19 protein-coding genes, 17 tRNA genes, 2 rRNA genes and 1 pseudogene are annotated in these 19,148 nt (G+C 37.5%); 28 read left to right on the forward strand and 11 right to left on the reverse strand.

Features of this window, described 5'->3' with window-relative positions; translation table 11 throughout:
* From MLD65_RS17060 to MLD65_RS18200, 19 genes are all read left to right on the forward strand, one after another.
* Nucleotides 1–190: ribosomal RNA gene (locus MLD65_RS17060) — 23S ribosomal RNA — on the forward strand; the annotation flags it as partial.
* A gap of 131 nt (nucleotides 191–321) precedes the next feature.
* Nucleotides 322–436 (forward strand): 5S ribosomal RNA (gene rrf, locus MLD65_RS17065).
* Between the two features lie 8 nt (nucleotides 437–444).
* Nucleotides 445–519 (forward strand) — tRNA-Asn (locus tag MLD65_RS17070).
* Nucleotides 520–523: 4 nt separating this feature from the next.
* Nucleotides 524–615: transfer RNA gene (locus MLD65_RS17075), tRNA-Ser, on the forward strand.
* Nucleotides 616–628: 13 nt separating this feature from the next.
* Nucleotides 629–703 (forward strand) — tRNA-Glu (locus tag MLD65_RS17080).
* Between the two features lie 3 nt (nucleotides 704–706).
* Nucleotides 707–782 (forward strand) — tRNA-Val (locus MLD65_RS17085).
* 160 nt (nucleotides 783–942) lie between these two features.
* Nucleotides 943–1,019: transfer RNA gene (locus MLD65_RS17090), tRNA-Met, on the forward strand.
* 46 nt (nucleotides 1,020–1,065) lie between these two features.
* Nucleotides 1,066–1,141 (forward strand) — tRNA-Asp (locus MLD65_RS17095).
* 177 nt (nucleotides 1,142–1,318) lie between these two features.
* A tRNA-Phe gene (locus MLD65_RS17100) sits at nucleotides 1,319–1,394 on the forward strand.
* Between the two features lie 4 nt (nucleotides 1,395–1,398).
* A tRNA-Thr gene (locus tag MLD65_RS17105) sits at nucleotides 1,399–1,471 on the forward strand.
* A gap of 15 nt (nucleotides 1,472–1,486) precedes the next feature.
* Nucleotides 1,487–1,571 (forward strand) — tRNA-Tyr (locus MLD65_RS17110).
* A 7-nt stretch (nucleotides 1,572–1,578) separates the two neighbouring features.
* Nucleotides 1,579–1,652: transfer RNA gene (locus MLD65_RS17115), tRNA-Trp, on the forward strand.
* Between the two features lie 9 nt (nucleotides 1,653–1,661).
* Nucleotides 1,662–1,737 (forward strand) — tRNA-His (locus MLD65_RS17120).
* A 100-nt stretch (nucleotides 1,738–1,837) separates the two neighbouring features.
* Nucleotides 1,838–1,912, forward strand: a tRNA-Gln gene (locus MLD65_RS17125).
* A 64-nt stretch (nucleotides 1,913–1,976) separates the two neighbouring features.
* Nucleotides 1,977–2,051: transfer RNA gene (locus tag MLD65_RS17130), tRNA-Gly, on the forward strand.
* A 7-nt stretch (nucleotides 2,052–2,058) separates the two neighbouring features.
* Nucleotides 2,059–2,132, forward strand: a tRNA-Cys gene (locus MLD65_RS17135).
* A 13-nt stretch (nucleotides 2,133–2,145) separates the two neighbouring features.
* Nucleotides 2,146–2,234 (forward strand) — tRNA-Leu (locus tag MLD65_RS17140).
* A 27-nt stretch (nucleotides 2,235–2,261) separates the two neighbouring features.
* A tRNA-Leu gene (locus tag MLD65_RS17145) sits at nucleotides 2,262–2,344 on the forward strand.
* A 175-nt stretch (nucleotides 2,345–2,519) separates the two neighbouring features.
* Nucleotides 2,520–2,642, forward strand: coding sequence for a hypothetical protein (locus MLD65_RS18200; RefSeq protein ID WP_279326132.1), 123 nt, complete (start codon nucleotides 2,520–2,522; stop codon nucleotides 2,640–2,642).
* A 218-nt stretch (nucleotides 2,643–2,860) separates the two neighbouring features.
* Here MLD65_RS18200 and opuFB read toward each other — a convergent pair whose 3' ends face one another.
* From opuFB to MLD65_RS17165, 4 genes are all read right to left on the reverse strand, one after another.
* A complete protein-coding gene (opuFB, locus tag MLD65_RS17150; protein WP_243293058.1) occupies nucleotides 2,861–4,378 on the reverse strand; it encodes an osmoprotectant update ABC transporter permease/substrate-binding subunit OpuFB in 1,518 nt (505 codons plus the stop codon).
* A complete protein-coding gene (locus tag MLD65_RS17155) occupies nucleotides 4,338–5,330 on the reverse strand; it encodes an ABC transporter ATP-binding protein (protein WP_243293059.1) in 993 nt (330 codons plus the stop codon). The genes opuFB and MLD65_RS17155 overlap by 41 nt, the downstream gene beginning before the upstream one ends.
* Nucleotides 5,331–5,337: 7 nt before the next feature.
* On the reverse strand, nucleotides 5,338–6,195 hold the full coding sequence (locus tag MLD65_RS17160; protein WP_243293060.1) for an SDR family oxidoreductase: 858 nt from the start codon (nucleotides 6,193–6,195) through the stop codon (nucleotides 5,338–5,340).
* A 407-nt stretch (nucleotides 6,196–6,602) separates the two neighbouring features.
* Entirely contained in the window at nucleotides 6,603–7,961 is a 1,359-nt protein-coding gene (locus MLD65_RS17165; protein ID WP_243293061.1) for a TrkH family potassium uptake protein, read from the reverse strand.
* A gap of 261 nt (nucleotides 7,962–8,222) precedes the next feature.
* Between MLD65_RS17165 and MLD65_RS17170 the strand changes: the two genes are divergently transcribed.
* Both MLD65_RS17170 and MLD65_RS17175 read left to right on the forward strand, forming a co-directional pair.
* The gene (locus MLD65_RS17170; protein ID WP_243293062.1) at nucleotides 8,223–8,588 is read left to right on the forward strand and encodes an HsmA family protein; all 366 of its coding nucleotides are present in this window, start codon (nucleotides 8,223–8,225) and stop codon (nucleotides 8,586–8,588) included.
* Between the two features lie 290 nt (nucleotides 8,589–8,878).
* Complete coding sequence (locus tag MLD65_RS17175) at nucleotides 8,879–9,748, forward strand: cation diffusion facilitator family transporter (protein WP_243293063.1); 870 nt, start codon at nucleotides 8,879–8,881, stop codon at nucleotides 9,746–9,748.
* Nucleotides 9,749–9,867: 119 nt separating this feature from the next.
* Here the strand turns inward: MLD65_RS17175 and MLD65_RS18205 are convergent, their stop codons facing one another.
* Nucleotides 9,868–9,990 (reverse strand): hypothetical protein, encoded by a 123-nt coding sequence (locus MLD65_RS18205; protein ID WP_279326134.1) that lies wholly within the window; start codon nucleotides 9,988–9,990, stop codon nucleotides 9,868–9,870.
* 135 nt (nucleotides 9,991–10,125) lie between these two features.
* Here MLD65_RS18205 and MLD65_RS17180 point away from each other — a divergent pair, with 135 nt between their 5' ends.
* A complete protein-coding gene (locus MLD65_RS17180) occupies nucleotides 10,126–10,317 on the forward strand; it encodes a hypothetical protein (RefSeq protein WP_243293064.1) in 192 nt (63 codons plus the stop codon).
* Between the two features lie 136 nt (nucleotides 10,318–10,453).
* Here MLD65_RS17180 and MLD65_RS17185 read toward each other — a convergent pair whose 3' ends face one another.
* The 4 genes from MLD65_RS17185 to MLD65_RS17200 form a co-directional block, all read right to left on the reverse strand.
* Nucleotides 10,454–11,008, reverse strand: a complete 555-nt coding sequence (locus MLD65_RS17185; protein WP_243293065.1) for an alpha/beta hydrolase — start codon at nucleotides 11,006–11,008, stop codon at nucleotides 10,454–10,456.
* A 69-nt stretch (nucleotides 11,009–11,077) separates the two neighbouring features.
* A complete protein-coding gene (locus MLD65_RS17190; RefSeq protein ID WP_243293066.1) occupies nucleotides 11,078–11,623 on the reverse strand; it encodes a dihydrofolate reductase family protein in 546 nt (181 codons plus the stop codon).
* Between the two features lie 46 nt (nucleotides 11,624–11,669).
* Nucleotides 11,670–12,113, reverse strand: a complete 444-nt coding sequence (locus MLD65_RS17195; RefSeq protein ID WP_243293067.1) for a carboxymuconolactone decarboxylase family protein — start codon at nucleotides 12,111–12,113, stop codon at nucleotides 11,670–11,672.
* Nucleotides 12,114–12,798: 685 nt separating this feature from the next.
* Nucleotides 12,799–12,969: a hypothetical protein gene (locus MLD65_RS17200; RefSeq protein ID WP_243293068.1), complete on the reverse strand. Its 171-nt coding sequence runs from the start codon at nucleotides 12,967–12,969 to the stop codon at nucleotides 12,799–12,801.
* A gap of 150 nt (nucleotides 12,970–13,119) precedes the next feature.
* On the opposite strand from MLD65_RS17200, the gene MLD65_RS17205 reads away from it, so the two are divergent.
* Nucleotides 13,120–13,824 carry a DUF554 domain-containing protein gene (locus MLD65_RS17205; RefSeq protein ID WP_243293069.1) on the forward strand — a complete coding sequence of 235 codons (705 nt, stop codon included), beginning with the start codon at nucleotides 13,120–13,122 and terminating at the stop codon, nucleotides 13,822–13,824.
* A gap of 36 nt (nucleotides 13,825–13,860) precedes the next feature.
* Here the strand turns inward: MLD65_RS17205 and MLD65_RS17210 are convergent, their stop codons facing one another.
* Complete coding sequence (locus MLD65_RS17210) at nucleotides 13,861–14,358, reverse strand: hypothetical protein (protein WP_243293070.1); 498 nt, start codon at nucleotides 14,356–14,358, stop codon at nucleotides 13,861–13,863.
* 189 nt (nucleotides 14,359–14,547) lie between these two features.
* Here MLD65_RS17210 and MLD65_RS17215 point away from each other — a divergent pair.
* A pseudogene (locus tag MLD65_RS17215) lies at nucleotides 14,548–14,892 on the forward strand (CAP domain-containing protein); the annotation flags it as partial.
* Between the two features lie 577 nt (nucleotides 14,893–15,469).
* Nucleotides 15,470–15,543 (forward strand) — tRNA-Gly (locus tag MLD65_RS17225).
* A gap of 117 nt (nucleotides 15,544–15,660) precedes the next feature.
* Here MLD65_RS17225 and MLD65_RS17230 read toward each other — a convergent pair.
* On the reverse strand, nucleotides 15,661–16,326 hold the full coding sequence (locus tag MLD65_RS17230; protein WP_243293071.1) for a B3/B4 domain-containing protein: 666 nt from the start codon (nucleotides 16,324–16,326) through the stop codon (nucleotides 15,661–15,663).
* Between the two features lie 77 nt (nucleotides 16,327–16,403).
* Here MLD65_RS17230 and queG point away from each other — a divergent pair, with 77 nt between their 5' ends.
* From queG to trmL, 3 genes are all read left to right on the forward strand, one after another.
* On the forward strand, nucleotides 16,404–17,537 hold the full coding sequence (queG, locus tag MLD65_RS17235) for a tRNA epoxyqueuosine(34) reductase QueG (RefSeq protein ID WP_243293072.1): 1,134 nt from the start codon (nucleotides 16,404–16,406) through the stop codon (nucleotides 17,535–17,537).
* A gap of 123 nt (nucleotides 17,538–17,660) precedes the next feature.
* Complete coding sequence (locus tag MLD65_RS17240) at nucleotides 17,661–18,491, forward strand: amidase domain-containing protein (RefSeq protein WP_279326135.1); 831 nt, start codon at nucleotides 17,661–17,663, stop codon at nucleotides 18,489–18,491.
* 19 nt (nucleotides 18,492–18,510) lie between these two features.
* On the forward strand, nucleotides 18,511–18,984 hold the full coding sequence (gene trmL, locus MLD65_RS17245) for a tRNA (uridine(34)/cytosine(34)/5-carboxymethylaminomethyluridine(34)-2'-O)-methyltransferase TrmL (RefSeq protein WP_243293073.1): 474 nt from the start codon (nucleotides 18,511–18,513) through the stop codon (nucleotides 18,982–18,984).
* Nucleotides 18,985–19,148 lie beyond the last annotated feature (164 nt).

Raw genomic sequence — 19,148 nt, forward strand, 5'->3', positions numbered from 1 at the left:
ATCGCTGGGTAGCTATGTGCGGAAGGGATAAGTGCTGAAAGCATCTAAGCATGAAGCCCCCCTCAAGATGAGATTTCCCATCACGTTATGTGAGTAAGATCCCTGAAAGATGATCAGGTTGATAGGTCCGAGGTGGAAGTGTGGTGACACATGGAGCTGACGGATACTAATCGATCGAGGACTTAACCTAAATATATGAATAGATTTCAGTGAAGCACGTTATCTAGTTTTGAGAGAATGAAACTTGAAAAAAGTTTAAATTTTCTCTTGAAAAAATAGTGAAAATCGTTATAATAGATTTTGTCACTGCTAATTCAAATGTCTGGTGGCGATAGCGAAGAGGTCACACCCGTTCCCATACCGAACACGGAAGTTAAGCTCTTCAGCGCCGATGGTAGTTGGGAGTACTCCCTGCGAGAGTAGGACGTTGCCAGGCTATATCATTCCGCAGTAGCTCAGTGGTAGAGCATTCGGCTGTTAACCGAACGGTCGCAGGTTCGAATCCTGCCTGCGGAGCCATCTTGGAGAGCTGTCCGAGAGGTCGAAGGAGCACGATTGGAAATCGTGTAGACGGTCAACGCCGTCTCAAGGGTTCGAATCCCTTGCTCTCCGCCAGAAAAAGTGTTTTGGCCCGTTGGTCAAGTGGTTAAGACACCGCCCTTTCACGGCGGTAACACGGGTTCGAATCCCGTACGGGTCACCATATGGAGGATTAGCTCAGCTGGGAGAGCACTTGCCTTACAAGCAAGGGGTCGGCGGTTCGATCCCGTCATCCTCCACCATATAAAAAGTATTATCGACGCGGGGTGGAGCACGAACGAATAAGCTTCACTGAGAAACATCAGCGTACCACTTGAGCTGCTACTTGAATAAGCTTCCTGAAAGTGGGACGGTCAATGCCTAACTTAGGGCATAGCAAAAACTAAATTGTTTAATTATCATCGCGGGGTGGAGCAGTCTGGTAGCTCGTCGGGCTCATAACCCGAAGGTCGCAGGTTCAAATCCTGCCCCCGCAACCAAATTTATTCTTCCATAGAGGAATATAATACACTTTAGTTCAAAAAAGGTCCCGTGGTGTAGCGGTTAACATGCCTGCCTGTCACGCAGGAGATCGCGGGTTCGATTCCCGTCGGGACCGCCATCTTAAATAATGTGTGAAATTTATATATGGCTCGGTAGCTCAGTCGGTAGAGCACGTTCGAGTAAGCTTCGAAGAGATACTACAGCGCACCAATCGAACCGCTGCTTGAATAAGCTTCCTGAGATTGGGGCGAAGGTTTTTTAGATGAAATTATTATATAGTGTGAAATTTATATATGGCTCGGTAGCTCAGTCGGTAGAGCAAAGGACTGAAAATCCTTGTGTCGGCGGTTCGATTCCGTCCCGAGCCACCATTTAGCCGGTGTAGCTCAATTGGTAGAGCAACTGACTTGTAATCAGTAGGTTGGGGGTTCAAGTCCTCTCGCCGGCATTTTTAATAATATATGGAGGGGTAGCGAAGTGGCTAAACGCGGCGGACTGTAAATCCGCTCCCTCAGGGTTCGGCGGTTCGAATCCGTCCCCCTCCACCACTACTTTAGGGGTATAGTTTAACGGTAGAACAGAGGTCTCCAAAACCTCCGGTGTGGGTTCGATTCCTACTACCCCTGCCAACGATGATGGCGGCTGTGGCGAAGTGGTTAACGCACCAGATTGTGGCTCTGGCATTCGTGGGTTCGATTCCCATCAGTCGCCCCATTTGCTATGAGGATTATCTTTAGATGCTTAAACCATTTTAAAGTAAGCGTTTGAAATTTTTTATATCGGATGATTTATATGTTATAGAATTTTATTTCAATGGGCTATAGCCAAGCGGTAAGGCAACGGACTTTGACTCCGTGATGCGCTGGTTCGAATCCAGCTAGCCCAGCCATTTTTGTTAACATAAACGTAGCTCTTGAATAATATAAATTATCAATATAAAATTCCATTATAGTGCGGAAGTAGTTCAGTGGTAGAACACCACCTTGCCAAGGTGGGGGTCGCGGGTTCGAATCCCGTCTTCCGCTCCAGTAATTAGGCGGCATAGCCAAGTGGTAAGGCAGAGGTCTGCAAAACCTTTATCACCGGTTCGAATCCGGTTGCCGCCTCCATACATAGACAACTGCCGGGGTGGTGGAATTGGCAGACACACAGGACTTAAAATCCTGCGGTAGGTGACTACCGTGCCGGTTCGAGTCCGGCCCTCGGCACCATGTCTTTTTTTTTATATTTAACCTTTTGCCGGTGTGGCGGAATTGGCAGACGCGCACGACTCAAAATCGTGTGGGTTTATCCCGTGCCGGTTCGACCCCGGCCACCGGTATTTCAGTTTTGCTTATTTTAGTATTATTAAATACAGAAGAATTAAGTAATATCAACGTTTCTAACGCTTCTACAGGTGATTGTAGAGGCGTTTTTTTGTGTGTTTATTTTATTATGCTATTATAGTACGACAAAAAAGGTTCTAATCGTGTTCACTGTAAAAGGAGGTGCTCTATTTGGCTAAACATAAAAATACTTTAGATAAAAATGAGTTAGCCATAATGAAAAAAGAAATTAAATCACATGTAGATACCGTTCAGAATGCGATCAATCTTTTTTATAAAGGACTGTCCAAATAGCTGCGAAAATATTTGAACATTGTAAAGAAAATCTAATCGTTTGACATTAGTTTGATGACAAACTATAATGAACCAATGCTTGATTATAATGCTATGTGGGGTAAATGATTAAAAGGAATGTTCAGAAAAAGCTAAAAGGCTGTCGAGAGGAATCTCGACAGCCTGAGTAGTCGATTTGAAAAATCATGTACTACCCTTTTAAAATAAGTATTTTAAATTTACTTTACAATTCCTTCTTCTTCAAGATAATTTTGTGCTATCTCTGCGGCACTTTTTCCTTCTACAGCGACTTGATAGTTCATTTCACGCATTTGGTCATCTGTTATTTTCCCAGCTAGTTGATTTAAAATCTCTTCAAGTTCTGGATATTTTTCTAATGTGTTTTTCCTAATGAGTGGTGCTCCTTGGTATGGAGGGAACAGCTCTTTATCATCTTTTAACACTTTTAGATTGTATCTTTTCAGTTCACTATCTGTTGAATATGCGTCAATTAAATTGATGTCACCTTGTTCAATAGCTGTGTATCGTAGTTTTGGTTCTATTGTTTTTAGGTTAGGAAACGCCATATCATATAGTTTTTGAATTCCTAGATATCCATCTTCTCGATCAGTGAACTCTAATGTAAAACCTGCTTTGATTTGCTTTTTTACTGTGTGCAATTCAGAAATGGTTTCTAGATTATGTTTTTCTGCGAAGTTTTCTGGAACGGCTAATGCATATGTATTGTTATACTGCATAGGTTTTAATAACACTAAATTAGATTTTTCTAATATTCCATCTCGTGCTTGTTCATATACTTCTTGTTTGTTATTACTAACAGCAGTCTCCTTTAGGAATTGTGAAATAACAGTTCCCGTAAACTCTGGATAAATATCAATACTTCCTGTTTCTAATGCATTAAATAGGAAGGATGTTTTACCGAGATTTGGTTTTAATTCGACGTGTAATCCTGTTTCATTTTCGATTAGAATTTTGTACATATTAATGAGTATTTCAGGTTCTGTCCCCAATTTACCCGCGATCACAAGGGTTTTTTCTTCGTCTTTTATCATATTAGGAAGCACGGATATGCTAAATGTTAGAACTAGGATCAAACCAATCGCAATTAGAGATTTTTTGTAGGTTAAATTTTCCATTTTTCTAAGCAGTAAATCAAAAACAATTGCTAAGAATGCAGCCGGGATAGCTCCAAGAACAATTAAAGCGGTATTGTTTCTATCAATACCTAATAATATTATGTCACCCAAACCTCCTGCACCAATCAATGCAGCAAGTGTTGCAGTTCCAATGATTAAGACCATAGCAGTACGTATACCTGCCATGATAACAGGCATTGCTAATGGCAACTCGACTTTTTGCAATCTTTTTACTTGATTCATTCCCATTGCCATTGAAGCCTCTATTAAAGATGGATCAACTTCCTTAATCCCGGTATACGTGTTACGAAGAATTGGAAGTAGTGCATAAATTACTAATGCTATGATTGCAGGGACTTTTCCAATTCCAAATAGGGGAATGAAGAGGCCCAATAAAGCTAAGGAAGGTATGGTCTGTAAGACGGCGGCAACCCCGATAATACTCTCAGCAAATTTTTCTCTTTTCGTTAAAAAGATACCTAGTGGAATTGCGATGATTACAGCAAATAAAAGTGCAATAAAAGAAATTTGAATATGCTCAAGAAGAGCTTGAATAATTTCACTCTGCCTGTTTTGAAATTCTATTATTATATTTGTCATTCTCTATTCCTCCTTCCACTAAGTGTTTGGAAAAATAGTCAATAACCATTTGACGATTTACATAACCAATCGCCTTTCCTTCCTTTTCGACACTAATATGGTCGTGTTTCGATAATTTCTTAAGTGTCTCCTCTAGTGAAGAAGAAACAGAAAGACTTACAGCATGCTGCTGTGTATTTTCAAGGGAAGGATAGGTAAAATCCTCCAGATTAAAGTTTAAGGATATTTTACTTGATGATCCTATAAAATCCTTAATAAAGTTATTAGCTGGATTGTTAATAATCTCATCAGGAGTCCCCAACTGAATGATCTTTCCATTGTTCATTACACAAATTCGATCAGCTAACTTTATTGCTTCATTCATGTCATGAGTAACAAACACAATCGTTTTCTTGATGGTTCTTTGAAGATTAATCATGTCGTCTTGTAATTTTTCACGGCTGATAGGATCTAGCGCACTAAATGGTTCATCCATTAAAATGATTTCTGGATCAGCTGCTAAGGCACGAATGACCCCAACTCTTTGTTGCTCTCCACCAGAAAGTTCATTAGGTTTTCGATTTAGATATATGTTTGGATCTAGACCAACCATTTCTAATAGCTCTGTCACCCGCTTTTTAATTTTCTCTTTACTCCAATGCTTTAATTCAGGAACTATTCCAATATTTTCTTCAATGGACATATGCGGAAATAGAGCAATTTGCTGGAGGACATAACCAATATTCCAGCGAAGTTCGTGTATGTTATATTCGCTAATTTTTTTGTCATTAATAAAGATGGTCCCACCTGATAAAGGGATTAAACGATTTATCATTTTTAATGTGGTTGTTTTACCACTACCACTAGGGCCAATGAGAACAAAAAATTCTCCTTTATTAACAGTAAAGTCTATAGAATCGACTGCAGTTGTCCCATCTTTGTAATATTTACTGACGTTCTTAAACGAAATCATAAAAGCATTACTCCTTATATTTCCTTTTCAAATAATGTTCTAAGTCTTCTGGTTTATTTCCTGTTATATATTTGAAATCATCGGTTACATCTCCCATAAGGTGCTTAGAAGCAGCTACATATAAGGAAACTAATACACTTCCAAATCCTTTAGGTTGGTCATAAGTTTCTGCAAATTCCTTAACACTCATCGGATCATATACAATGGATTCCTCACTTATACTGCTTAATATATTTGCGAGCTCTTCCATAGAGTAGGCTTTATTTCCTGTTAGTGTGTATCGTTTACCCTGTAACTCTTCTTTTATAGCAATCTGAACGACAGCTTTTGCAATATCCTCTCTTGAAATGAAAGAAATTTTGCCGTTACCAGCAGGGTAAAGTAATCTTTTTCTCTCAACTAATTCTGGTATATAAGGTACAAGTGGATCAGCATACATGCTATTTCGAATATAGGTGTAGTTCAAATCGCTAGATGCGAGTCTTCTTGGTACATATCCAAAGAAAGGGCTCATTTTAAAAGGACTATCTTCTTGATCTGCAACGAATCCAACAAAAATAAAATGCTTAACTTTTGCCTTTTCAGCAGCATTTACAGCATTTTCAAACTCTTCTAATCTTGGCAAATTTGGAATGGTAATACTAGGTATGTAAATGAGGACATCTGTACCTGTAAATGCTTCGATTAATTCCTGTTCTGAATTATAGTCAGCCTTTTTAACTGCCACCCCTTTTGAAAGAAAGTTCCCAGCTTTCTTTGGATTTCGAACAGAAAGAACGAGTTCTTCTCGTTTTAGATACTTCAAAGCTTCTTCTGAAATCTGTTTACCTAAATGCCCTGTAGCAGCAGTAATATTATAAATCATGTTCATTGCCCCTTTATTTTTGTAGTGTTGTACACTTGTAACAATGTTAGTTACATTATATTTTTGATATATGAAATTGTCAAACAGGAAAAATGGACAAAGTTTTGTACAAAAATAAAATAATAATATTGGTGGTGAGAATCTTGTTTCACACAAAAAATACCATAGGAATTCATATAATAGCTCTTATTCTTTATTTTCCTAAGAATCAGCCTAAGTCAGAGTTTATTGCGAGTAGCGTTATTCCTAAATGGGGTTGTAGTAAGGTGACTAAGTAGTTCGCACAGACCCTTGATGAGGCCGGTTATCCAATGGGCAATCAGACAAGGAGTTCATGATGTTCTACTTGTAAGAAAAAAATCACCTATCCCAAACACTTTCCTTTATAAATTTTTTCAAGCTTTAAATCACCCGATAATCACCTTTTCCCTCGGATAATGATAGCTTTCCTGTGTTTCTTTCCCGCGAATTAAAAATAGAAATGAAAATACGCCTATTCTTCCTACAAACATGAGAAAAATAATAATGAGCTTTCCTCCTGTACTTAATGCAGGTGTGATTCCCATTGATAGCCCAGTTGTTCCAAATGCAGAAGAGGCTTCAAATGTAATTTCAAGAAGACTAAACGATGGTTCAATAAGCGACAAAACTATTATGGCACTGATGCAGATAAAACTAGCTGTTCCAAAGACAACAAATGATTTAGTGATGTCATCAGGATCAATTTCCCGCTTGAACACTTTAATTTTGTTTTTTCCTTTTGCATATGTATAAATGCTTAATAAGGCAATCGCAAATGTTGTGGTTCGGATGCCACCGCCAACACTGCTTGGTGATGCGCCAATAAACATAAGGACACACAGGATAATTAATGTAGGTCTGGAAAATTCACTCACGTCCATTGTTGCAAGTCCGCCATTTCTTGTTGTAATGGACTGAAACAGCGAATAAAACAAAGATTCATGCCAAGTCTTTCCTTGAAAAAAGTGATTGAATTCAAAAAGATAAATAAGTATTGCTCCAATAACGACGAGAGCAAAAAAGGTGACAGTTGTTAGTTTCGTATAGAGTGAAAATTGGTAAGGACGTTTTCCTTTATGCGCCATTGCTTCTTTTATTTCAATTAATACTGGAAAGCCAATAGCTCCGAGTATCATAAGAATCATATTGACGAATTGAACAAAATAATCGTGAGCAAAAGGTACAAGAGAAGAACCGGTAATATCAAAACCAGCATTCGTCGTTGCACTTACAGATGCAAACACTCCATGAAGGAACGCTTCTGGCCATGTCGAAAAGTATTGCAGAAAATAAATACCTAACACAATTGCTCCGATACCTTCAATAATCAGAATTAACGCTAAAATTTGCCGAATTAATCTCACTAATCCGGAGAATGAAGCACGATTTTGGTCTGTCATAATAAGTTGTCGTTCTTTTAATCCGATTCTTTTACCGAATAGCAACCAAACGAATGTACCGAGGGTCATAATACCGATACCGCCAAACTGAAGAATAAACATTAATATAAATACTCCAGTTGTACTAAACGTATCGGCTGTTGATACGACTGATAACCCAGTCACACTAATGGCACTTACAGCTGTAAAAAGTGCATCAATAAAACTCCAATTTTCGTGGTCTTTATGAGCAATAGGTAAGGATAATAGCAGCGTAGAGATAACAACTGCTGATAAATAAAATAAAACAATTAATTGCACGGTTGACAGTTTTAAAGCTAGTTGTTTGTTTTCTTTCATTTCCATTGTGCTCCCTATATTCTAATTTAATCTGGTCTAATTGTTGCAAGTATTAAAAGAATAGTCAACATGTAGTCTAAATAATCGATTATATTATGTATTTGCTAAAAGGAAGCCTTAAGTTTGGATGGTATAAATAACGAAAATAGACGGGGAGACAAGGTGGAGAATGTAATTTTACGTTCATGTTCAGTTCATAATGTATCTTTAAACTAAAAACATAGAAAAAAGTTAAATTCTCATGAAAAATGTAAGGGAGGAATTTTTATGTTATCATATGCCATTATCTTTATTACATTGGCACTTATTTTTTATACGATAGGAGTTTGGAGCGAGAAAGTTCAAGGGGTATTAAAGAAGTGGCACGTTGTGATCTTTTGGGCTGGCTTACTATGTGATACGATCGGAACAACAATAATGGGAGAAATAGCTGAAGGGACTTTATTTAGTTTTCATGGAATGACAGGCTTACTAGCCATTTTATTGATGTTATTCCATGCCATTTGGGCAACGGTCGTATTAATGAAAAAAGACAGTAAAACGATAAATAATTTTCATAAATTAAGCATTATTGTATGGGTTATTTGGCTTATCCCTTTTGGTTCAGGATTAATTTTTGGCATGGCAAGCTAATGGGGATTTCAAGTTTTTTACATCTACTATCAATACTGATGCTTGTTGATTAACTGGAAAAGAGTGGCAACTTTTATTAAATTTTGTCTGTTAAAAGTTTGATCAAAACCTGTATTGATATTATAGGTTTTTAGCAAACAAGTCACGACTAAGTACTATTAGAAATTTTCCCCTAGTGCAACTTTATTATCTTTTACCTACTTATATAAAACGATACAAAAAGGTTGCTCTAGACCCACCCATCTTTTAGTTGATATCATATTCTCGTATGGAATGGGAGGGTAGGAAGGATGGAAAAAGAAAAGTACAATGACCTGAAGTTAGGCGAACGGGGACCAATTATTAGTATTATCGCTTATATATGTCTTGCTATTTTAAAATTAGTTATTGGATATATGAGCGACTCTGCTGCTTTGAAAGCGGATGGTCTGAACAATACAACGGATATTATAGCCTCAATTGCAGTTCTTATTGGATTAAAGTTTTCGCAAAAACCTCCTGATCATGATCATGGTTACGGTCATTGGAAAAGTGAAACGATTGCTTCAATGGTCGCTTCATTTATTATGTTAGCAGTAGGTATACAAGTGATCACGGATGCTTTTACTACGATGTTTCAAGGTGAAAAAGAGTCGCCAGACATTATGGCTGCTTACGTAGGTGTTTTTTCTGGAATAGCCATGTATTTTGTTTATCGTTACAACAAAAAATTAGCTATTAAAATAAATAACAAAGCAGTTATGGCCGCAGCAAAGGATAACATTTCAGATGCTTGGGTAAGTATCGGAACAGCAGTAGGCATATTCGGTTCCCAATTAAATATGCCTTGGCTTGATGTGATAACCGCCTTTATTGTAGGTCTTTTAATAATTAAGACAGCTATAGATATTTTTAAACAAGCTTCTCATGAACTATCTGACGGATTTGATGAAAATAAAATTCAACTTTATCATGATGCCATCAAAAAAGTAGATGGAGTTAAAGGAATAAAAGAAATTAAAGGGAGAAATTATGGAAATAATGAAGTAATCGATGTTGTAATCCTTGTTAATTCGACGTTAGATATTAAAGAAGCACACGACATTGCTACCCATGTTGAAACAGTCATGATAAATGACTATGGAGTATATGATGTTCATGTCCATGTAGAGCCAAATTAATTTGATTGTTCCCACATTTGTATTCATACATAAAATATCTATGCACTTATATCAACTATTTTTTTGAGTATTATATATAAAAGCGAAAAACCCATGCAGCCCAACACTGCATGGGTTTTTTACAACTTCTTCCGCTCTCTCTTAGAAGTATTCGGCTTACTTCTTGCGCGAGAACCTGGATTTGTTTCATTCGCATACTCGACAGCTTGTTCAAGCTTTTTGCTCATTTTTTCTTTTGCCATGAATTATCTCACCTTTCATATCATCAATTGATCGTGTTTAGTATGTCCTGTTATCATCACGTTAATTATATGAAAAGTTGATGGAATCATTTCGTGTAACTACGCAAAACCTATACGAAAAGGAGTTGACTGCACATGAAAAGAAAGCTTGAGGATGAGTATTTAACACCGGCAGCGGATAAAAAAGAAATAACGATTCAAACAGATGATACGTTTCCAAATCAAAAGAGTATTCCAGGAGATTCTGTTAATAAACATAAAAATTTAGAAGTAGCCAACGCCGTCGTCGGGGAAGGGGAAGTGATGCAGCAAAATGAAAATTTATAAAGTAGTTTATTTAGTGGGGGATTTACTAGTCCCCCACTAAATGTTAGTCCTTTGTGACCTGTTTGCCGTATCACTCTTAAGTCTGTTCAATAAAGCATCCGATTACTGCAGAGCGTTCAACTATACAACATGTAAATTACAAGCTTTTGATATCGCTGACAAGTTCAGGTAATCCATCATTGAAAAAATGTTCATCGCCATCAAGTGCCCGGACTGTTGCTTGTGGGAGGTTTTCTGCGTAGTACCCAACGTGTGCAAAAGGCACGATTTCATCATTACGACTGTGATAGAAGAACACCTCCGAGATCGGAGGGAGCTTTAAAGCAAAATGATATCGTAGAGTATAATCATTGTTCTGCCAATCCTCGTCTTTGCCCCAGTATGGAGCTGAAATCATAAACAACCCAGAAATAGATAGTTGGCAAACTTCTTCAGAAAGATATTTCAACAAAACTGAACTGCCCAACGAATGCCCGATAAGAATTATGTCATTGTTTAATGTAGTGAGTTCCTTTGCAAGCTGAGCTTTCCACAACGTATACTCAGGGTTTTCCGGATTAGGCATTTTAGGAACCAACAAATTGTATTCATCACCGAACGACTTTTGTAAATACGATGCTAAATTGGTACTACCTTGATGAGGCCCTTGGACTCCTGCGCTATGAATGAATAATACTTGCTTCTTCTTCATTTTGCGTACTCCCCCCTACACAATATAGGAAAAGGTTATTCCACGATCTTAAAGGCTTAATTTATACTACTACTTTTTAACTGTTTCGTAAAAAAGCTGAACATGGCCGGACCCAAGTGTGTTTACACTTTTAAGTTTCATCTTCACTCTATCGTGAACGTCTTTAAATAATGGTTTGCCGCTGCCGAGAACAACGGGAACAACCGTAATATGATATTCGTTGATTAATCCCGCATTGAGTAAACAGGAGGCTAATTCCGCACTTCCCAATACAGCGAGATCCTTGCCGGGCTGTTCTTTGAGCTTCCGGATTTCTCCCAATGCATTTTCGTTTACAAGCCTCGTATTTTCCCAGGAAGCTTCCTTTAACGTTTTGGAAAAAACAACTTTGGCATGCCTATTCATTTGCGTGGCAATGTCGCCGGTAGCGGTTGGCCAAAAGCTTGCCATAAGCTGATAAGTCACTCTCCCGAACAATAGCATATCCAATGATTCGAGAAACTCTTTAGCGTACTCTTCATATTCATGATCAACCTGATGCCAATCAACTTCCCCATTAGGTCCCGCAAAGAACCCGTCAAGGGAAATGACCTCCTGAGCAATCAATTTTCTCATTTCATCACCTTCCGTTTAGATAAAATTAGTATATAATTTGTTGTCCTCACTCTTTTCCCGGAATTAAACGAGTAGAAACGGCAATTCGATTCCATGCATTGATCGTGACTATTTGCATGATGATTTCTGCCATTTGTTTTTCTTCAAAATATTTTCTTACTTCTTCATATACGTCATCAGGTACGTTCGTCTCCGCTACGAGTGTAATCGCCTCCGTCAAAGCAAGTACAGCACGCTCTTCTTGTGTAAAGAATGGCGTCTCACGCCAAGCATTAAGAGCATAAATATGCTGCTCTGTTTCCCCTCGTTTTCGGGCATCCTTCGTATGAAGATTAATGCAATACGCACATCCGTTTATTTGTGAAGCTCGAATTTTAATTAGCTCCTTCCACGAATTGCTGATACTTGTTGTCGTCACGTATTTTTCTAGGTTCACCATTGACTGATAGCCTTCCGGATTTACCTCCTCCATTAAAAATCTTGTTTCCATTGAATAATCCCTCCACAAAATGAAATAAGTATGCTCTGGAACTGGGATATTTTCATAGACATTTTATAAATTTTTTACAAAAATCCCAATTAAGGAATTTATAAAATGACATCTCAATCTCCCGTTACTTATTAGACAAATTAGCATTTCATTTTGTGACAAAAAAAATGCTATGAACCTGGAATATGCTTTAACTTATCTGGGTTCATGACAATAAAAATACTTCTAATTGATTGTCCGCTTGTATCCCAATCAAAGCATATTACTTTCTCGACACGGCCATTCTTTCTTGTAAAATACCAACTTGACCGTTAATTGTAAGATGTAAAGCTTTTTTTATTATCGATTATGCTCATTTGATTTACTTTTGTTTTACTTAACAATTTTATGGCTCATCACCACAAGTCGAGGTTGATAATTTCTATAAAATATGTACCTGTCTACATTTTTAAATTTTTTTGCCATTATGAAAGTAAAATAGATGTTTAGAATGGATCAAAGTGATGGATTTTATGTCACCCCCAAGTTACGGTGATGAACCAATTTTATCATTACATTCCATATGTAGGGGATCTTGTACTTGCTGAAAAAGAAAAAATCCCGCATACAAATACAGGATTTTTTGATCAACATAAATTTTCACTTACATCACTCTATGAGTGAGGGGGATTTTAACAACAAATGGTTACCCTCCAGCATGTGGCTTTACATCTTTTTCATCCTGACCAATTCCTTCTATTCCAAATTCCTCTTGTACATTAAACTGTACCTTTTTATCATTTAGCGCATCTCTTTTAAAATTGAGATCTGGTTGGATATTGTTGTTTCGGCTTGCTTGTTTGTTCCAATCGCCCACATGATTCACCCCCATTGTTTGTTACGTTGTAGTATGCTTTGTAGCACGTTCATTTATGAATTTCTCCAACATTTTATTAGGAACATTTGTGAACAAATTGACACGATTTTCTGTTATTCTGTTTATAAAAAATGAAAGAAGGATGGCGGAATGATTCTACTAGGAACAATGGTCAATGGCTTATGTATTATTCTTGGAACGATTATTGGAAAATATCTATATAAAATGCCTGAAGGAATCAAAACAACAACAATGCAAGGTATTGGCTTGTTTATCGTTGTCATCGGGTTACAGATGGCGTTAACAGGGGAGAAAATGTTAATTGTTTTAATTAGTCTTGTGTTAGGTGCAGTGATCGGAGAACTTTGTAAACTGGAAGATGGATTAAATAACATCGGAAAATGGATTGAGTCGAAGTTATCAAAAGGAAATGAAGTGGATATTGCCAAAGGGTTTGTTTCTGCTACGCTTATTTTTGTTGTTGGTGCGATGGCGATTGTTGGTTCACTTGATAGCGGTTTAAGAGGGAGTCACAGTGTGTTAATTACAAAAGGCATTATTGATGGGTTTACGAGCATTTTATTAACGGCATCATTAGGGATTGGTGTATTATTTTCGTTTATCCCCGTTGTTTTGTATCAAGGTTCCATTACGCTATTTGCGAACAAAATTCAACAGTTAGCACCGGAAGAAGTATTAAATTCATTTATCGCGGATATGACGGCAACAGGCGGTATTATGATTATGGCGATTGGATTAAACTTATTAGGCTTGACGAATATAAAGGTCGCTAATTTACTACCAGGAATCGTAGTTGTAGCATTATTAACATTTTTAATGACAAATATTTCATAATGGCTTATCAAAACATGTTAAAGGGGAATGAAAATGTTATTCCCCTTCTGGATTATATTTTTCATTGAGTTTCCATAAATACTCCTCGAACTTTTTAAAAAGGTCTTTGTGCTTTTCTTGATCTTGATTCATATGCACGGATTTTGCGTATTTTTGCAATTTCAATAGTTCATTTTTCATTTCTTCTGATTCAACATTTCCGAACTTTAAAAAGTATCCACTATATATGTAAGTGGAGCTTGCAATATGTTTTTCTAGCATGAACGGGGAGCTGTACATCATTTGTTCTTCAGCGTCTGGCTGTAGAGCGCGTGTCATGTCCTTTAACATCGCTTGAATCGTTTTGTATTCAGGCTTTTTAATTTGAAAGTCGTCTAACGGTGGCATGGACGGCTTTGGTGAAGATTGCTCGATTTTTTTAATTTTTTCCTCCATGTTTTGATTAGCCATCGTTTCGTTCACCTCCATTTCTTCGCTTTGACATGCTGAGGTAAGGAAAAGTAAAGATATCACTAAAAACAAATTCTTCTTCATTTGAAAAAACTCCTTTCTATTCTTGATTTTCCAGTAAATGACGTTGTGAAAAAAATGGAACAGGACAAAATATTTCATGTAGAAAGGAGAGGGAGCATGAAATATAAAATTATTACAACGTTTACGATCATTTTATGCTTGTTTGCAACAATCATTCAAGGTCAAGCATTGGCCGCTTCATATGAAGAACAAGTGGCACAGCTTGTGAATCAAGAGAGATCTTCACGTGGACTAAGTCCATTAAGCTTTTCAGCGGAGCTTTCACGGGTGGCTGAAGATAAAGCAAAAGACATGTACAATAACAATTATTTCTCTCATACTTCCCCGACATACGGTTCGCCTTTTCAAATGATGAAAAGCTATGGAATAAAATATACCGCTGCAGGTGAGAACATCGCAAAAGGGCAGCGCAGTCCGCAAGAAGTGATGGATGATTGGATGAATAGTTCTGGACATCGAGCCAATATATTAAGCACGAAATACAATCAAATCGGTGTAGGCTATTACAACGGGTACTGGGTGCAAATGTTTATTTACTCAGAAACACAGGTAAAACAAGCGCCTCCACAAGGATATTCAAGTCCTGATCCAAGTCCGAATGTCCCTTCATGGCAATACTATACGGTTAAAAGTGGGGATACGGCTTGGAAGATAGCCCGGAAAAATTGGATTACATTATCGCAAATGCGAGTATTGAATCCTAACATTCGAAATTTAAACTATTTAAATATAGGACAAAAAGTACGTGTAAGAGCGCATGTTTATAAAGTGAAAAGTGGAGATACGGCTTGGAGAATTGCTCAACGGTATGGGATGACCTTAACAGAGTTAAAACTGTTAAATCCACAAGATGAAACGATCCATTCGTTATATGTCGGACAAGGATTATACGTTCGATAACTGTTTAGTTAAGTTCGTTATCGCTTAATGATAGCGAACTTACTCTTTTTTCATATTGAAAAAAAGAAATAAATCATTTATGATAGTGACTAATAAGAATCAGTAAAAGAGACAGGAGATTACTGTCGTAGAAGATAAAAAAATGTCGATTTTTTAAATTTTCTGTTGAAAAATGTTTGTTTTCTGATATAATAATATTTGTCGGTACGATGCGGGTGTAGTTTAGTGGTAAAACCTCAGCCTTCCAAGCTGATGTCGTGGGTTCGATTCCCATCACCCGCTCCATACATACGTATTTAACGCAGTGTTTCGTTTATTATGGAGAACGAAGCATTGCGTTTTTTGTTTTTTAGTAATGACATTAAACCTTATGTTTTCTTAATGTTAGAAGAAAGAGGAGCATTACGAAATGATTTCGTATTTCGCTTCTCCTCCGTGAATTTGTGTAAACATATTCGAAATGGTATTGATCATGTTTTCTGCATGCTGAATCGTCATAGATGGTCGTAAATAAACGATGTGAAGGGCATTTTTTGTCGAATGATGAACGGCGGTTCGTTTCGAATCGACATATGGACTACCAAATGCTCCTTTTTCATCTACTGTCACTAATTTATTTTGCATAATGACAGTTCGCCCATTAATCGCTTCATATTCATCTCGTTCAGTCCCTATTTTGAGCAGAACATTTCCAGAAATGTGATCAAGGTCGTAAATGCCAAAGGGAATTTCGTATTGAATAGAGAAAAAGTTGTTTAAATCAACGGCCGAATGAATAGTATGTAAATATTGTTGTTTTTGAATCCTCCGGTATAACGCTTCGTTTGAGGGGCGATAACGGTTTGGATCAGTTCCTACAGCTTTAAACACACGGCGCCATTCTTTAATCCCATCAACATCGGTTACATTTTTTTCTTCTAAGTCAAAGAAAATTTTCTCTTGATAAAGACGCAGTCTTCCTTTTAACATCTGAGGAGACTCATTGATTCGGATATCTGTATAATGGATGACGCCAATTTTAAAGTGCAAAACAGCATTTTTAATGGAATCATCTATTCGAATTTCCATTTATTTTCCCTCCCATTTTGGTTGAACTCATTCTACCATATATAAAGATAAAGTGCTATTTGAAAGGAGGTTTGGCAATGGATGTACGTCAGTTAAAACAAGAAGTCATTGAGTATAGTCGAGAAATCGGCATCGACAAAATCGGGTTTGCAAGTGCTGATACGTTTGAAACATTAAAGGATCGACTGATACTGCAACAAGAGCTTGGATATCAATCGGGTTTTGAAGAAAAAGATATTGAAAAAAGGACAAACCCAACATTACTATTACCGAAGGCAAAATCAATTATTGCGATTGCTCTTGCTTATCCATCGAAAATGAAAAATGCTCCAAAAAATACGAAAGAAGAAAGAAGAGGTCTTTTTTGTAGAGCTTCATGGGGCCGAGATTATCACCATATCCTACGTGAAAAACTAGATATGTTAGAGCAATTTCTTCACACAAAAGTACCTGAAGCCGAGTTCAAATCAATGGTAGATACAGGAGAGCTATCTGACCGTGCAGTGGCGGAGCGTGCTGGAATCGGTTGGAGCGGTAAAAATTGTGCGATTATTACACCTGAATTCGGTTCTTACGTATATTTAGGAGAAATGATTACGAACATCCCGTTTCCTCCTGATACTCCGATTGAAGATAAATGTGGAACGTGTAATAAATGTGTTGAAGCTTGTCCAACCGGTGCGCTTGTGCAAGGTGGACAGCTCGATTCAAACAAATGCATTGCGTTTTTAACGCAAACAAAAGGGTTTTTACAAGATGAATACCGGACAAAAATAGGGAACAGGCTTTATGGATGTGATACGTGTCAGCTCGTTTGCCCAGAAAATAAAGGAAAGGACTTTCATCTACATCCAGAAATGGAGCCAGACCCTGAAATAGCAAAACCAAAATTAAAACCGTTGCTTTCAATGAGCAATCGTGAATTTAAAGAAACGTTCGGTCAAGTGTCAGGTTCTTGGCGAGGAAAGAAACCGATTCAGCGGAATGCGATTATCGCGCTCGCTCATTTTAAAGATCAAACAGCTATTGAGGAGCTTATAACGCTCATGCATAAAGATCCACGACCAGTCATTCGTGGAACAGCCGCTTGGGCTTTAGGAAAAATCGGGGAGAAGAGTGTTTTAGAAGAGTTAGAAAAAGCAATGGAACGGGAAGTAGATGAAGAGGCTCGAGCTGAAATTAAGAAAGGGATTTGTATGTTAATAGAATGATTTCAGGAATAACCATCATACGTATTTAATACAACGACATGATGGTGGTGATCTTTTACAGTGAATATTGAACCGTTATATTCGCAAGTGAATGAAAGGTTACAATATTTAGTAAGTAAATATATGCGATACCCTACACATATTGAGGAGATTGAGTTGTTTGAAAAAAAGAAGCGACTAGCTGAAAAGCGAAACGCTGAAATTGTGAAAGCGAAAGCAAATATTAAATGGCCAAAGCAAGTAAATGTGAAAGAACCTGTACAATACGTATGTCAATACCAATTCATGTATAAGCAAGGGGATTCTTTCTATATTGAAGAACTATCAGAAGAGCGGATGACTCAATTTTCCTCTAGCGGAAAACTATTATTTGACCGAGCGATCGAAAAAGATTTTTCAACACCAACGAATGATCATGTTGAACAGCATCATGTTCAAGTACCGAATAAGCGAATTTCTTTCCAATATGACCGATTAGCAGCTGTCCAATATGCTGAGCGATGGTGGAATGACCATAATCCGAAGTTTAAAAACTTTGACGTGAACTGTACGAATTTCGTCTCGCAATGTTTATATGCCGGGAATGCACCGATGAGAGGTTATCCATCAAAAACGATTGGATGGTGGATGCAAAAGGAAGACTGGAGCTTCAGCTGGTCTGTCGCTCATTCCATGAAGATCTATTTATCAACATCGAAAACCGGTTTAAGAGCGGAAGAAGTTTTTTCACCGGAAAAACTTGTCCCTGGTGATGTCATTTGCTATGATTTTCAAGGAGACGGGCGATTTGACCATACAACGTTTGTCGTAGCAAAGGATGAACAAAACATGCCGTTAGTCAATGCACAAACGTATAATAGTCGGATGCGTTATTGGTCGTATGAAGATTCAACAGCTTATACGCCCAACATAAAATATAAGTTTTTTCATATAAAAGACGATACATCAAAATAGGTAGACGGGGTGAACAATTTTGGCTTTACACGTAGTTTTATATCAACCAGAAATTCCAGCGAATACTGGAAATATTGCACGTACATGTGCTGCAACGAACACAACCTTACATTTAATTCGTCCGTTAGGATTTTCGACAGACGATAAAATGTTACGTCGTGCCGGGCTTGATTACTGGCAATTTGTGAATGTTGTTTATTATGACTCTTTAGATGAGTTATTTGAGAAAAATCAAAACGGTGAATTTTTCTTCATTACAAAGTTCGGTCAGAAGCCACATACGAGCTTTGATTACTCAAATGTTGATAAAGATTATTTCTTCGTGTTCGGTCGTGAAACGAACGGTTTACCAGATGAAGTGATCGAACAAAACATGGAACGTTGCTTACGTTTACCAATGACTGAAAATGTTCGTTCATTAAACTTATCGAACACGGCTGCAATTTTAATCTATGAGGCCATGCGCCAACAAAACTATCCAGGTTTGCAATAGAAAAAAGCTGTCATCAAGTTGATGACAGCTTTTTAGTGTGCGATGGGCAGTCGTACTTAGTGTAAGCCAATTACACTGAGTGAGTTGTTAAAGGTTGGAGTACGTTACCTAAGGTAAAAACGGCTCCCGAATCCTGGAAGGCTCATTCTCTCGAAGGTGAGAGT

The sequence above is a fragment of the Bacillus sp. FJAT-47783 genome (assembly GCF_022808615.1).
Taxonomy (GTDB): domain Bacteria; phylum Bacillota; class Bacilli; order Bacillales; family Aeribacillaceae; genus Bacillus_BZ.